The sequence below is a fragment of the Arsenophonus endosymbiont of Crataerina pallida genome, from assembly GCF_964020125.1.
Lineage (GTDB): Bacteria > Pseudomonadota > Gammaproteobacteria > Enterobacterales > Enterobacteriaceae > Arsenophonus > Arsenophonus nilaparvatae.
The window spans coordinates 3317144-3330071 of sequence record NZ_OZ026540.1 but is presented as its reverse complement, the minus strand read 5'-3'; the positions used below and the strand labels follow the sequence as shown (position 1 = coordinate 3330071).

General features: G+C 42.6%; 18 protein-coding genes. 2 read left to right on the top strand and 16 right to left on the bottom strand.

What is annotated here, in order from left to right:
* Window positions 1-7: 7 nt before the first annotated feature.
* The 9 genes from AACL31_RS17730 to AACL31_RS17690 all read right to left on the bottom strand — a co-directional run bounded on the left by AACL31_RS17730 (window position 8) and on the right by AACL31_RS17690 (window position 6804).
* Window positions 8-652 carry a hypothetical protein gene (locus AACL31_RS17730; RefSeq protein ID WP_339053466.1) on the bottom strand — a complete coding sequence of 215 codons (645 nt, stop codon included), beginning with the start codon at window positions 650-652 and terminating at the stop codon, window positions 8-10.
* A complete protein-coding gene (locus AACL31_RS17725) occupies window positions 649-1533 on the bottom strand; it encodes a DNA-processing protein DprA (RefSeq protein ID WP_310513575.1) in 885 nt (294 codons plus the stop codon). Before AACL31_RS17725 ends, AACL31_RS17730 begins: the two co-directional genes overlap by 4 nt.
* Window positions 1534-1622: 89 nt before the next feature.
* Window positions 1623-1904, bottom strand: coding sequence for a VRR-NUC domain-containing protein (locus AACL31_RS17720; RefSeq protein WP_310513574.1), 282 nt, complete (start codon window positions 1902-1904; stop codon window positions 1623-1625).
* Window positions 1895-2116 carry an ANR family transcriptional regulator gene (locus AACL31_RS17715; protein WP_310513200.1) on the bottom strand — a complete coding sequence of 74 codons (222 nt, stop codon included), beginning with the start codon at window positions 2114-2116 and terminating at the stop codon, window positions 1895-1897. The genes AACL31_RS17720 and AACL31_RS17715 overlap by 10 nt, the downstream gene beginning before the upstream one ends.
* A 28-nt stretch (window positions 2117-2144) precedes the next feature.
* Window positions 2145-4208 carry a DNA polymerase gene (locus tag AACL31_RS17710; RefSeq protein ID WP_339053465.1) on the bottom strand — a complete coding sequence of 688 codons (2064 nt, stop codon included), beginning with the start codon at window positions 4206-4208 and terminating at the stop codon, window positions 2145-2147.
* 12 nt (window positions 4209-4220) lie between these two features.
* Window positions 4221-4922, bottom strand: a complete 702-nt coding sequence (locus AACL31_RS17705; protein WP_339053464.1) for a hypothetical protein — start codon at window positions 4920-4922, stop codon at window positions 4221-4223.
* Between the two features lie 65 nt (window positions 4923-4987).
* Window positions 4988-5761 (bottom strand): BRO-N domain-containing protein, encoded by a 774-nt coding sequence (locus AACL31_RS17700; RefSeq protein ID WP_339053463.1) that lies wholly within the window; start codon window positions 5759-5761, stop codon window positions 4988-4990.
* Between the two features lie 91 nt (window positions 5762-5852).
* Window positions 5853-6026: a hypothetical protein gene (locus AACL31_RS17695; protein WP_339053462.1), complete on the bottom strand. Its 174-nt coding sequence runs from the start codon at window positions 6024-6026 to the stop codon at window positions 5853-5855.
* Between the two features lie 25 nt (window positions 6027-6051).
* On the bottom strand, window positions 6052-6804 hold the full coding sequence (locus AACL31_RS17690) for a BRO-N domain-containing protein (protein ID WP_339054029.1): 753 nt from the start codon (window positions 6802-6804) through the stop codon (window positions 6052-6054).
* Window positions 6805-6963: 159 nt separating this feature from the next.
* On the opposite strand from AACL31_RS17690, the gene AACL31_RS17685 reads away from it, so the two are divergent.
* A complete protein-coding gene (locus AACL31_RS17685) occupies window positions 6964-7356 on the top strand; it encodes a hypothetical protein (RefSeq protein ID WP_339053461.1) in 393 nt (130 codons plus the stop codon).
* Window positions 7357-7429: 73 nt separating this feature from the next.
* Here AACL31_RS17685 and AACL31_RS17680 read toward each other — a convergent pair whose 3' ends face one another.
* From AACL31_RS17680 to AACL31_RS17655, 6 genes are all read right to left on the bottom strand, one after another.
* Complete coding sequence (locus AACL31_RS17680) at window positions 7430-7687, bottom strand: hypothetical protein (protein ID WP_339053226.1); 258 nt, start codon at window positions 7685-7687, stop codon at window positions 7430-7432.
* Between the two features lie 14 nt (window positions 7688-7701).
* Window positions 7702-8298, bottom strand: coding sequence for a pentapeptide repeat-containing protein (locus AACL31_RS17675; protein WP_339053460.1), 597 nt, complete (start codon window positions 8296-8298; stop codon window positions 7702-7704).
* A gap of 262 nt (window positions 8299-8560) precedes the next feature.
* Entirely contained in the window at window positions 8561-9115 is a 555-nt protein-coding gene (locus tag AACL31_RS17670) for a DUF2815 family protein (protein WP_310513679.1), read from the bottom strand.
* Window positions 9116-9130: 15 nt separating this feature from the next.
* Window positions 9131-10450 (bottom strand): DUF2800 domain-containing protein, encoded by a 1320-nt coding sequence (locus AACL31_RS17665; protein ID WP_409013971.1) that lies wholly within the window; start codon window positions 10448-10450, stop codon window positions 9131-9133.
* A complete protein-coding gene (locus AACL31_RS17660) occupies window positions 10422-11375 on the bottom strand; it encodes a hypothetical protein (RefSeq protein WP_339053459.1) in 954 nt (317 codons plus the stop codon). Before AACL31_RS17660 ends, AACL31_RS17665 begins: the two co-directional genes overlap by 29 nt.
* Before the next feature lie 12 nt (window positions 11376-11387).
* On the bottom strand, window positions 11388-11522 hold the full coding sequence (locus AACL31_RS17655; RefSeq protein WP_339053341.1) for a hypothetical protein: 135 nt from the start codon (window positions 11520-11522) through the stop codon (window positions 11388-11390).
* A 137-nt stretch (window positions 11523-11659) separates the two neighbouring features.
* Here AACL31_RS17655 and AACL31_RS17650 point away from each other — a divergent pair, with 137 nt between their 5' ends.
* Window positions 11660-12172, top strand: a complete 513-nt coding sequence (locus tag AACL31_RS17650; protein ID WP_339053458.1) for a hypothetical protein — start codon at window positions 11660-11662, stop codon at window positions 12170-12172.
* 141 nt (window positions 12173-12313) lie between these two features.
* Here AACL31_RS17650 and AACL31_RS17645 read toward each other — a convergent pair whose 3' ends face one another.
* On the bottom strand, window positions 12314-12613 hold the full coding sequence (locus tag AACL31_RS17645; protein ID WP_310513657.1) for a hypothetical protein: 300 nt from the start codon (window positions 12611-12613) through the stop codon (window positions 12314-12316).
* Window positions 12614-12928 lie beyond the last annotated feature (315 nt).

Sequence of the window (12928 nt, the reverse complement as noted above, 5' to 3'; positions counted from 1 at the left end):
AATTTGATTAAAAATCTATAACATCAAAATCATCAATAATATTTCTAATCGTTCTTGCGATAAAAAGCCCTATTATTTGAACATCTGGAATATGTTGCTTAATAACGGTTTTCATCGCCTTATAGTGACTACCAGCGGTTAAAACATCATCAAAAATAATTATAGTAGATCTAATATTATTGGCTAAAGAGCCATGGAATTCATAATTATTTGCTAATTCTTCACAAGATGGTCTATTTGAAGAATTATGTGATGCTATTAACGTTTCTCTTTGTGTTATTAGCTCTCTAAAGTCAACAGTGGAATTTATTTTTTTACATTCATCAAGGATGTTAATTAATCTATCATCATATTTGGGGTCTAATTTACATCTAGATGGTGGGACAGGTACAACTGTACATTTAAGTAAATAATCACGATATTCAGATAAAAAAGAAGCTATTTGTTTAATCGCTCTTTTCTTGTATTTATATTCAGGTTTATCTTTTTTTAAAACATCCTTTTTTAAATTAAGAATCAAATTGTTAGTATTACTGAAAGCAAATCCTTTTTCCGCTGTATACTCTCCAAAATAAAGACAGATATCATCTTCAGTTAAATGAAAATGATGACCAAGAGTAAGCTCATCTATCTTTTGTAATAGAAATGTCACAGATTATCCTTAATATCTTGGTAGTTCTTAACTCTAATTGCACCACGAGCTTCATATTTTGCAGGCCAAGATATTGTACTATTTTGGAAACAGCTATCCAGTATAAATAATTTTCTACCCTGATCCAAAGCTGCTCTGGCTTGAGTCAAAGTTCCTGACGTATCGGATGCTTCTACAATAATTGTCGCTTCCGATAAAGCAGACATAGTAGCATTGCGCTCAGGAAAAAATAATCTATTAGTACGATAATCTTGATCTAGATAACGTTTGAACGGTACCTGACTGATCAATAAATAATTTTCTCTAATCCGTTGTTGTAACTCAATATTCTGTTTTGGATAAAAATGTGATAACGGCGTGCCAATAACTGCTATAGTATTCCCTCCAGCATCCAATGCTGTTCTATGAGCCTCAGTATCAACACCTTCAGCAAGACCGGAAACTATGGTAAAATTATCTTCTATAAGGCATTTAACAAGCTTTCTTGTTCTTTTCTTACCTTCTTCAGATACCCTACGAGAGCCAACAACTGCAACGTTGCGAGTATTTATTAGATCCCACCATCCCTGATAATAAAAAACTTCTATCGGATGTTTAGCATCCCTTAATTTCTCGGGATATTCATTAGCTCCATGTATTCTAATTCCAAAATGCTTAACCTGAAATCGGTCAAAAATATCTTTTAAGATCTCCTTAAATTCTTTTCTTACATTCTCAGTAACCATTCTTGATGGAATGGTATCAGGATATTTTCTAAATCTGTCTGCAATAGACCTGAATGTAGCTCCATTTTCAGACCACAAAGCTTCATAAGCTGCCATTTCTTCAAAAGGAGATATGACATGATCAAAAGAATCTAACGAACTGAAATTAAGCTGCATGTGTAACTGCTCTCCTTATGCAAAAATAATTAACTAAAAAATAATAAAAATATGTGGATTCTACAAGAAATAAATTGTTTTTAAGGTTATCAACCAAAAGCAGGTAAAATGCTGCTTAAATCCTGACTGTCCAGTACGATGACCTGATGGCCTAAGGCAAAAAGCCGTGCGTGTTCGCGTAATTGGTAAGGGGTGGGTTTTTCGCCCGGTGCTTTACATTCCACAAAAATAATCTTGCCATTGGGGAGTGCAACTAATCGGTCAGGTACGCCTCGTCGCCCGGGTGAAACAAATTTATAGGCAATGCCGCCGATTTTTCGCACCTCACGCACCAAATGTTTTTCAATGCTCTCTTCCCTGATTAACCGCATGGATACATCCTTTTAATATGTTCCCGTTTGATTTGCATCAGGCAAAAATCGCCGCGGTGTTCACTCCAGATACGATTATTGCGATTGCGCGCCAGTCGGTTTGCCTGTGACCATGCGCGCGCCGCTTCATGGTATTGGCCTGACTGTTCAAGGTGTACCGCATCCTGTGCTGCCTTGAAATAAAGTGGGCTGTCGTTTTTCATAAAGGCCATGATGTTTATTTTATCCTGTGTGTGTTATTTATTCCTTGCGATAACGATAAGTCTCAAACCCCGCTGCACTAAGCGGTAAATTAAAAGCCCAATCCGGATTAAGACTTAACAGCTTACTTAACCCCTCGGCGGAAAATTGAGGAGTATCCGGCGCTTCGCTGATAATTTCATCATGGACGGTTAAGACAATCGCATAACCCGCCTTTTCAATGCGTGGCATGCTATAGGCCAAGACATCGCGTGCGGCGGCCTGACAGATATTTTCAGTAATTTTACCGCCGTAGGTTTTTAACCGTTCCCATTTTCGGCTGTAGGGATTGGTGCCCATATAGCTAATTTGTCCATTCTCTATTCGCGCAGAAGGGTAGCAAAGACTACGACCTGATGGTAGACAAATTCTGAGCCAGCCTTTATCGCGACGAAGGCTAAGTTTACGGCACTTAAACACTATCCCCGGTGACTGAATGGCTTGTTTTACAGTGTCTTCAATGTCGTACCAGAATGATACGGTTTGTGGATGGGCATTGCGCCACATGCGCTTAAGGGAATCGCAGGTAACAAAGACTTTTTCGCTGAGGCCATAAGTCTTCTCCGTTTCAACGGATTTTTGATACCAGCGCATCGCCTCTCGCTTAACGTTAGGCGGTATGTTAGGTAATGCGGCTTCCGCCAGTTCATCTAAATCCAGACCGTAGGCGAGGGCAAATGTCAAAAATGCCGCAACCCCACCGCCATAGCCTAAGCCGAGTTCCATCACCTTACCGATTTGTCGTTGAGCTTTAGTGACGTTCTCAGGTAAAAGATTAAATGCGCGCGCATAGGCGAGTTTATAGAGGTCATCGCCTTTGCCGTTATCAAACTCGCTAAAAGCATTGACTTTCCAGTTTTCCCCTGCCAGCCATGCCAGCATGCGGCCTTCGATATTCGACAAATCCGAGATAACCAGTTTTTTACCGGGTGGCGCGATAATACACCCTCTAAGCGCAGAACTGGTCAGTTGCATAATGTCATCACAAATCAGCTCGGCGCAACCGGCTTTTAATGCGTCAATGCCGTTATCAATCGTCTTTTGGTCAAGCGTGGGTCTGGGGAGATTATCCGGCTGAAAAATACGTCCCGCCCATCGTCCGGTGCGTGAGGCACCACAAAATTGCTTGGTTCCTCGAAGTCGTCCATCTGCGCTTACCGATTTTAACAGCGCCTTATATTTACTGGTGCTGGTTGTACACGATTGCAAACGGACTGACAGCAGTTCGCGTAAAGCCGGTGGAATATCAGGGTCATTAACGCGGCGCTGTAGCGTGCTGGCTTGCATATCCGGTAACGTGATGCCAAATGCCGAAACGATATGCTGTAACAGTGCATCGCGTTGTGTTGCGTTTTGCACGGCATTATCTGTTAATTGCTGGGTGACGGTTGATAACCGTTTTTGCTCGTTTTCAACGGCAGTCAAGGCGCTTTTCGCCAGTTCAACATCCATGCACATCCCACGGCGATTAATCTTTTGGTCTAACTGCCATAATTGGGTTTCGTCCACACTCATATTCCAACCCGGTAAATGTTGATAAATCTCGCGCATGGCTAAAATATCAGAACCTGCGTATTGCTTAAAACGTTGCCATTCCTCTGCGTGAGTTAACGCCGTGGCGCGTTGTATTTTGCTATTTTTAGGACGCGGTTTGCAAAATAGCTGTATGAGCGCTTTACCTTCTTTATCTTTGGCGTTATCGCTATTGACGTTGAAGATATCGCAAAGCGAACCGAGCGCACCGGGTAAGCCATGTGTCAGTGCTTGTACTAATGTGTCGTGAACGCGGGATAACGGTAAGTCAATATTTAACACCTGTTTTAAAATTACCGTATCAAACATGCCGCCGTTGTGCCAGACAGTTAAAATTTCTGTGTCATTAAGATACGCTTTCAAATCTGTCGGCATCGTTTTATCTTGCGTCACATCCCAGACCTTTACGGGGTGATGATTGTAAGCATAAGCAAAAAGTAAAATTTCTGCATTTTCAGCATAGCGATGCGTGCCACAATTAATCGGAATATCGCTATAGGTTTCTAAATCGCAAAATAGTAAATTTTGCATAATCCATCCTTATCAGGCGGTTACGGAAAAACGCCCCATTTTAGGGTGATACCACTGACTGCCGCGTTTCTCAGCCTCAAGCATCATGTTATCCAACGCGTTTTTAAATGCCGCTTCATCAACCACTGACATTTGGGTAATTTGGCCGCCAGGCGCAACATGGGGCACTTTTTTGCAAGGCACCTTCCACGCCATGACTAATTGCCGACATTTGGCATCGCTTAAGCCGTACTTTGTTTTAAGATAGCTATAGCCCTGGAAACCGGCTGGGATAGTGCCTTGTTTGATTTGTTCGATTTCTTCTGAGACTTGCTCTACCTGATGCTCGATACTCTTTAACCGACGCTCTTGCTCAACTTGTGCAATTGCATAAGCGAGATTAAGTTCAGCCTGTGATTTAGGTTTACTTTGCTGCTCCAGTTTATCAATCAGCGAGCGGCGAACGGCTTTGGATTCACGGGCGGCAACGCGCAGTGCCTGTTTAAGCGTCATTTCGATAATTTCTGATTCCGTGTTGTTCATTTTTTGCACTACAAAAATTTTGTAGTACTCGTCTTCGAGTTCATCTTTAATGCGATCGATAAAAACGTTATTTCTAATAGCGGGTTCTCCGTGTTCTTTTCGTGTTTCGTTAACCATGATGAGTAATTGTTGTGAGTCGATAGTCTCGCTGTTGGAAAATGTGATAATTTGCTCAGTGGTTGAATTTTGCATGTAGGAATTCCTCAATAGTTAAATTGATGCAAGATTGCCCCTATAAAAAGGGGCGTTAAGATTAATTAGTGACGTTCTAGGAAATGGGTCAATTCACCTTCGTACCACTGATCGGTGCGTGCGGTGATTATCCCGATTTGTTGATGGTGAAATTGCTCAAAAAGCTGTTTGATCTCCGCTAACACGGTATCGATATTTTCACGTTTACGTAAAATGCGCTTAATCGTCTGCTTTTCAGCGTCATTAATAATCTGGCGCAGTGATTCTGTGATGTAGTAAATACGTCTGCATTCGTCAGCCATTAACGGGATATGCTCCACCTGAAAACGCTCAGGCGATGGCGTGCACGTCACTTCACGTAAAGCCAGCCACACCGCATTACTCCACGAACGCTCAAACCGAAAGCCATTTGTCATACACCAGACTAAATGTGTTAAATTGCGCGTATCAGAATGAGTGAAACGCTCTACGGCTTTTGGTTGGTATTGAGGAGTAAAGTTGGGGCTTTGATTAACGGCTTGTTTATCGAGGATATCTAGCACCCATTTTCTGAATTCTTTTGCTATATGTGTACGGGCAAACATAGCGATTAGGTGTGCACCTCTTAGAGAAAAGATGCGAACTGGCATTCTAACCGTTCCCGTTTTTCTAACGACGCCCAAATTGACCGTCGTTGTCATACATTCGGAAAACTCATCTTTATTGCGATTGAAAATTTTTGTTACTGCATCCGTTTCTGTATATTCCAGTGCTCTAGCAAGTTCAGCAGAAGTAAACCAAATTTCTCTGTTATGGGAAATAGTTTCAAGAATAGTATTACGGAAAATTAAAGTAGTCATAGTAATGATTACCTGTTTAGTTAAGGATAATCACCACCTAGAGGTCTCAAACTCATATTGGCGGTGAACTGAACAGGGTTGAGACTACCGGCTAAACAGGACCCGGCGAGCCTTTCGGCTCCCCCATCCAGCCCACCATTGATTCTTGATATGGGGCAGACTGACGCATAAAAAAACACGCTTCTGGCGTGCTATGCGCCTGTTTAGTTACCGGGGTCTCAATCCCGACACCTGATTTATCAGATGCAAATAAACTATAGCGCATGATTTTTGCTTTCGTCAATGGGTATTTAAATAAGTTCGCTTTTTGCTGCTTCTTGTTCAGCAATAAGAATTTCCCTGAATTTCTTGATTGCGTTGTCGTTGTAGCGAAAGGACTCAACCTCTTTATTGCTGTAAGGGGATTTATCGAGATAGGTATCACCGTATGCTTTAACTTTCATCTTATTGTCATTAGCGATACGCCCAATCTTATTTGCGGAAACATTAAACATTTTACCAATCTCTGTTGCTGTATAATGTTTTTCGGTGATAAGCGGCAAGGGGATCACTTCACTACCCGCAATAGGGTTAATCAGTCCGGCTATGATAGTTTGTCTGGCGTTATCGGAAAGGTTTGTTGCCCATTCAAATATCTTCTTCACATTTTCCATTTGAATTTGTATGGCTTTAGCCTGAATTTCTATCGCCTTTGCTTTACGAAATTCAGGTAATCCGCTACCTTCGTCTTTGTGATGCTTTTTAATGCTATAGCTTCCGTGTTGACGTAATGCTGGTAAAACGTCTTCACAGACCCAATCCTGAACACGTTCAGCGGAAGGAAGTTTGCTTTTAAGTATCAGACGGAAAACATCCCCTTCAGGTACAAGGATGATTCCTTTAGGTCTGAATCCTAAACTTAATTCTGCCGTTTCAGCACAATTAAGTTTAATCAATGACTTACAATGATCATTTAATGCTTTTGCTGGCTGTGCATATCCTAAAGCTTCAGCAACTTTTACGGCAAAGAATACTGGTTTGCCTTGATAAAGGGTTCCTGTAATTCAATACCTAAATCATCGGTTTTGAAAGTCATTAATTCGGTTTTGGTAATTTTGACATAAAAATATTTCTCCGTAATGAAACGAATGAAGGTATTAACGTGAAAGATTTTGCAGATTGAACCTGAAATCCGTTATACTTACCAAAAAGGAGGATTCCCTATGGGTCAAGTTGCATTTGATACATTAAAATTTGTTGAAACGCTTGAAGGTGCTGGTTTACCTAAAGACCAGGCAAAAGCTATATCTCTGGCTGTTCGTGAATCGCACGAAGCGGTTGATGTAGCAACCAAGAGAGATTTAGAAGATGTCCGTAAAGACATGGCTGCTCGCTTTGAGAAGAACGAAGCTCAAATAGCCGATGTTCGTAAAGATTTATCTGCTGAAATAACCAATGTCCGCAAAGACATGGAAATAGTCCGCAAAGATTTATCTTCTGACATAGCATTAGTCCGCAAAGATGTCGAAGCGTTAACTAATAGTCTTCTTATAAAACTAAGTGCTGTTATGCTAGGGATTGTTAGTGCTGCAACGGCAATACTGAAATTCTTCTAATTCTTGCACTATAATTATCATTGGGCTGTTAGCTGAATGGTATAGCAGGGGATTTAATTCTTCGGTTGCAGGTTCAAGTCCTGCACAGCCCGCCAATTTCACGATATATCTTCATCAGCCTTCGATTCTCTTTTTTAAGACGCTCATTTTCTTTTGTTAAGCACTGTATAATTTCCTTGAAAGTTCTTGTTTCCATGTCGTCGTCATTCCATATATCAATGCTGCTTAAGTATTTTGCATCGCTCAAATGACGACTACCATTAGTTACTCCAACCAAATTGCCCATATTGGGATGTTTCGCTGTTACAATGCGTGGATTATCGAGCTCCATAAGCAGACTCCTTCTTATTGCGCTGTTTGGTTTAACCAGTCAGGGCGTTCACCTTTACCCAAGTAAAAATCCAGAATGTCAAGTAAACGAGGGTAGAATTCAAGTGCTTTTCTACCGTCCATCCCTGAGATTTCTTCTTTGGTAAATTGCCGCCATTTCTCTACCGAATGATGCTGACATCCAGAACGCAGATATTCTCCATTTGTGATTGTGATTGGATAGGTTTCACCGATGATCATAAATGTAAACTCTGGCAGGTTGGCTCCATATAGGTTGGCTCCACGTAGGTCGGCTCCACGTAGGTCGGCTCCATATAGGTTGGCTCCACGTAGGTCGGCTCCATATAGGTTGGCTCCATATAGGTTGGCTCTACACAGGTCGGCTCCATATAGGTTGGCTTCACGTAGGTTGGCTCCATATAGGTCGGCTCCACGTAGGTCGGCTTCACGTAATGAAAAAAATCCTAAATGATTGCAATTTTTGTCGGCTCCACGTAGGTCGGCTTCACGTAGGTTGGCTCTACACAGGTCGGCCTTAGATCCATCCTCGCCAAGCGACTCTACCCAAACTTTATGTTCATCAAGTATTTTTCTTAATTCATCGCTGTTCATTTTTTACCCTTAATTTAGGCAATAAAAAAGACCTGATTAGGTCTTATACATTTGTGTGAGATAGGATGTATGCCGAGTGCCTCTCGGTGTCCGCTTACAGTCATGACGGACGGGTAAACGCAATCAAACGCTATTAGCTATTTGAAAGATAATTTATAGTGTTGACTGTCCCACGAGCGCAGAGCCGTATTCACACATCCTTAAATTGATTAGATTGCCTGAATGTTTAACCACCTCAGGCCGCAGTGGTTTCTCTGGTGTTTTAAAAGGCGATATCGTCTTCTTCCTCAGCCATGCTCAGGTCGTCAAACTCGTCAACGGAGGCCACGCTTCCACCGCTAAAGGCATCGCCATCCCGGAAAAACTGAACCCCTCTTAAGGAGGCTGAAACCCCTTTACCATTATTGTCATAGGCATAAAATTCAATGGTGGCGTTAACGTAACAGCCAGAGTAGGGACGACCGTCCTGTGCGGTGAGTGGTGTACGATTTACGTCAATGACTAACGGACGATCTTTATTACTGGCGGTGATGTACATATTTCCGGCATAGCCATCGTATTCTTTATTGTCGCCATCGCGGAAGCAAAAACGGTTGTTGGAGTGGCAGATGCTGTTATAAATTTTTTCTACCTCTTTGGCTCCCCATTTTTCCTTAATGACCGCCTTAATCCCCGTTTTGATTTCTTCAATCAGGTCAGTACGGCTTTTGGCGATAAGGAAATTGGCACGGTATTTGAACGCTCCTTGACCACTGACTTGCGTAGGTTCAAATAATTCAGGAAAAGCCAGACGTACGTTGTTTAATTTAATTTTCATCACGTTACCTTTTAATTAGATGGATTTATCAGCGAGTGCCGCTTCGGTCACATCGTCAAAGTCGTTTAAGGGATTAATAACAAGGGCAGGGCGAGGGTCAGATTCCGGTGCGATAACGGGTTTCCCGTCTGCTCGCTCAATAAGTGCTTCCAGTTTTGCCCAGCGACTCGGTTTGTCTTTTTTAAGTAGTTTCTCAGCCTGTGGCGGACTAATAATTTTCTTGTGGTAGATTTGTTCCTGTTTAAGTTTGGCGGCTTTTAACAGCGTTTCGGCTTCACGTTCATCACACCAGGTGCGATTACCCTGTTTGCCGGTAACCAGTTTAAAGCCCGGTACCGATTGCCCCGTATGTAATGCCTCAGCGACCCGATTTCGCAGGGCTTTACAAAAACTCTCTATCAAATCGATATGCGGGTAGAGTGTTGCCATTTGCCCAGGGGTTAGTAACGTAATACGTTTCGGCGCATCGCTTAATTGTGGTGCGAGCGGTTGGGTCAAATCGACAAAATCGCCTTTGACTTCATTATGGACAAATTGCGCCTGGGCAAAACACAATCCGCCTTTTGCTTTGCAGAACTGGCATTGCCTGATGCCCGGTGAAAAGGCACTATCCGGTAGCGCATCAAGCCCGTTGCGCTCGGCAAGGGTTACCATCTCCATGGCTTTTTGCGCCCTCAATCTGGCTAAGTCCCCAAAGTCTTTTAAGTCCTCAACCGATAGCGCCCATTCGGACAGATGGTTAAGTCTGGGCTGATGAATAAAAAGACGAACCGTGTTAAAATCATAAATAAGGTCAAACTGATGTAACGCCCCTAGCGCATAGAGCATAAGTTGCGCATTTTGCCTGGCATCGACTTTAACGCCTTTACCGTATTTCAGGTCATGGATTTGTAACTCATCCTCGCTGACAATAATCGCATCGGCGGTACCAAACGAATTCTCTACGTCAATGACGGCTGAAAAGTCAACTCGCTCCTCAACCTGTAAGATTTTCCCGTCCGCAAGCCTCCAGACGGTATCGATATAGGTCTGGACGTGCTCAATCATCTCCTCATCCACTTGTGGCGAGTTGGCTTTTAACAATGGATACGTGCCGATATAGTCTTTCGCATCAAATCCAGATGTTCGTCTACGCCCGTCACTAAACGGGTTTTGGCGCATTGTTAAAATACTTTCCGCTAACGCATGCGCCGCGCTTCCTTCTTCCGCAAACGGCGATGTTTTATCGGGTAAGGTGGCCTCGACTGCGAGACTAGCTGCGCATCTCATCCACCTATGCGCTGAGGAGGGAGAAAGTTTTGCATGTTCAGCCATCGCTACCCTCGGCATTATCATCGGCTAAAACGCGTTGGGCTTTCTCGATAAACTGAACCAGATTGTCATCGGTTACGTCACCCATCTTTTTAGCGTTGAATGAGGCGAGGATATCCAGCGCTTCATTGCGATATCCGCCTTTGACCAGTTGAGTAATGCAGGCCGAAGCCTCACTGCGAAGTGCCTTAAAATCAATCGGTTTGACTTCTGCTGGGGTAGGCAATTCACGCAGTAATGACAAGGCAAATTCGCGACGATCGGTAATGCCAAAGAGATTATCCCAGTTAGCCAGTATTTTTAGGCATACGTCGAAGGTTTTGGCTTTAGGAAGAAATGTCACTTTAGGTAACCCGTTCAAGGCGCAATAAAGTGCATCAATTTGCCCGGTAACACTATCTGCTTTCTCAGATGCAAGCGTTGCGGTGGCTTTAGCGACTTGCGCATTGTCAGGTTTAACTGCTTTATCCCCAAACAAGACCGACAGGGCGACGATGTGACGCAAATCAAGTGATTCAATATCCACCGGTTCGGGCTTAGGTTCAAGTTTAGGCTCCACTTTAGGTGCTTCAATAATCGGCTCAATTGGTTTAACGGCTTTAGCAGGTTTCGTTTCGGTCTTTGGGGCTTGAACCTTTTTCTCGGCGACAACGGGGGCTGGTTTGTCTTCAGCTTTAGTGTGTGCTTTGACAACAGGCTCAGGTTCAATCGCTTCTTGAGGTTCAAAGGTAACCGATGGCGCAACAGGTTGTGGCTTAACATCCGGTGTGAAGGGTTTCGGCTTTTTCACCCCTGTCGGTTCATTTGGGTCACTGGGGTCATTTTCAGTATGTCCGACCAACTGACTGATTAACATTTTATGGGCTTCGGCCAGTTGATTGTGCGCCATGATCATTTGCGTGTGGTTTTCTGCCAGTCTTGCCAGCAGGGGGCTATTTGCGGTAAGCATTTTGCGTCGACCTCAACGATATACAGTGACAGGGAATTGGTGATTGCTATTACGTTTTAACGCTTCTAATTTTTGTAAATAGCGTAAACGCCGGACGTTGTTGTTCATCGGAAATCGCTCCGATGACAGGATTTTTGCTTTTTGCATGGTGGTTTTTCCGATGGAATGGGCTAGATAGGGTATGCCTGATTATTTTGCCACTTCAGGCCGCAGTGGTTCCTCTTGTACCCCTACAGAGAGAAATCGGCTAAAATAATTTCACCCTTACAGAGTGAGAGAGTTTTATGTCAGAAGATAAAAACATTATTACTAAAATAACTGAGGTGTTAACAAATACGACTTCATCTGTTGGTCAGGCTTTTAGTGCTGGACGGGCTATTCTCAGTATGAAAATCGATTATGAAGTCAAATCAAAAACGATAGATTTATTAAATAAATTAGGTGCGGTATCCCAACAACAAATACTACTTCAAGAACTTTTGATGATGGCAAAGAATCGCATCATTGAGCTTGAAAAAGAGGTTAATAACAAAGAGCAATGGTTGATTGAAAAATCTAATTATGAACTTTATAACCCTAAACCGGGTACGGTAGTCTACCGTAGCAAAATACCTGAAAGTGCTGAGCAAAAACCTCACTATCTTTGTATTCATTGCTATGAGTCTGGCGTGAAATCGATACTTCAATATGCTGTCATTAAACCAGGTGATACTTCTCTTCACGATGCGCTTTTCCATTGTCATAGATGCAATGCCTATTATGATTTCCCTTATGAGTATGTTAGGGATTACAAGTGATCAACTATTTTATTGAGTTGCCTGATATTTCTGGCGCGTCAGGCTCGCCCCCTTTGTGGTTTACGACAACACACAAAACAGGTATATCAATAATGAGTGACTAGCCTGGTTGACGATTGGGAAGCCTGGTTACCGTATACATCATGAATTGGCAAACCCAAAATTCTTATTGTTTTTACCAGGATCTTTACTAGCTCTTTTTTCTAGCTCTTCTGTTTCAAGTGCAATAAAACCGTCTCTGATAGCCGATGCAAGTGCTTTCGCCCTGACATTATCGATAGCGCGATTTGAATCCATTTCTGCCTGTAATGCATACAGTAGCGCTTCGCTGGCTTTCTCTTGAGATTTTTCACTCAATTCTTCAAATTTCATCATTTCTCCTAAATACCAATCGGTTTTGGCGGTGTGTGCCGGAGGTATCCGGATTATATCTACAGCCATATTGGTAGTGCCCTGGTGTTGGTTTTTAACTTAATGGCTGTATTTTGGTTATTCACACACCCCAAAACCGACTGTTTGGCGCATCATCTTTCTTGCTCTGACGCTACAGGGAAATATTTATCCAAGAATGTTTGTAGTAAAGCGAGGAGTTTTTCAGCCTTGGCTTCCCATCTACCAATAAAAAAACTCAAATCAGTATTTTGAACTACACCAAGATAAAAAACGATTGGGAGAGCAAGAATTATAAATAAAAACCTAATCGAAATATTGATATATCTGAGCATTTTGTTCACCGTAAAAAGGGCTAAAGCGCGG

Bases quoted from the DNA above. Each gene is read 5' to 3' on its own strand.
- AACL31_RS17725 (WP_310513575.1), bottom strand. From the start codon at position 1,533: ATGCAGCTTAATTTCAGTTCGTTAGATTCTTTTGATCATGTCATATCT.
- AACL31_RS17720 (WP_310513574.1), bottom strand. From the start codon at position 1,904: ATGCGGTTAATCAGGGAAGAGAGCATTGAAAAACATTTGGTGCGTGAG.
- AACL31_RS17715 (WP_310513200.1), bottom strand. From the start codon at position 2,116: ATGGCCTTTATGAAAAACGACAGCCCACTTTATTTCAAGGCAGCACAG.
- AACL31_RS17710 (WP_339053465.1), bottom strand. From the start codon at position 4,208: ATGCAAAATTTACTATTTTGCGATTTAGAAACCTATAGCGATATTCCG.
- AACL31_RS17705 (WP_339053464.1), bottom strand. From the start codon at position 4,922: ATGCAAAATTCAACCACTGAGCAAATTATCACATTTTCCAACAGCGAG.
- AACL31_RS17700 (WP_339053463.1), bottom strand. From the start codon at position 5,761: ATGACTACTTTAATTTTCCGTAATACTATTCTTGAAACTATTTCCCAT.
- AACL31_RS17695 (WP_339053462.1), bottom strand. From the start codon at position 6,026: ATGCGCTATAGTTTATTTGCATCTGATAAATCAGGTGTCGGGATTGAG.
- AACL31_RS17685 (WP_339053461.1), top strand. From the start codon at position 6,964: ATGGGTCAAGTTGCATTTGATACATTAAAATTTGTTGAAACGCTTGAA.
- AACL31_RS17680 (WP_339053226.1), bottom strand. From the start codon at position 7,687: ATGGAGCTCGATAATCCACGCATTGTAACAGCGAAACATCCCAATATG.
- AACL31_RS17675 (WP_339053460.1), bottom strand. From the start codon at position 8,298: ATGAACAGCGATGAATTAAGAAAAATACTTGATGAACATAAAGTTTGG.
- AACL31_RS17670 (WP_310513679.1), bottom strand. From the start codon at position 9,115: ATGAAAATTAAATTAAACAACGTACGTCTGGCTTTTCCTGAATTATTT.
- AACL31_RS17665 (WP_409013971.1), bottom strand. From the start codon at position 10,450: ATGATAATGCCGAGGGTAGCGATGGCTGAACATGCAAAACTTTCTCCC.
- AACL31_RS17660 (WP_339053459.1), bottom strand. From the start codon at position 11,375: ATGCTTACCGCAAATAGCCCCCTGCTGGCAAGACTGGCAGAAAACCAC.
- AACL31_RS17655 (WP_339053341.1), bottom strand. From the start codon at position 11,522: ATGCAAAAAGCAAAAATCCTGTCATCGGAGCGATTTCCGATGAACAAC.
- AACL31_RS17650 (WP_339053458.1), top strand. From the start codon at position 11,660: ATGTCAGAAGATAAAAACATTATTACTAAAATAACTGAGGTGTTAACA.
- AACL31_RS17645 (WP_310513657.1), bottom strand. From the start codon at position 12,613: ATGGCTGTAGATATAATCCGGATACCTCCGGCACACACCGCCAAAACC.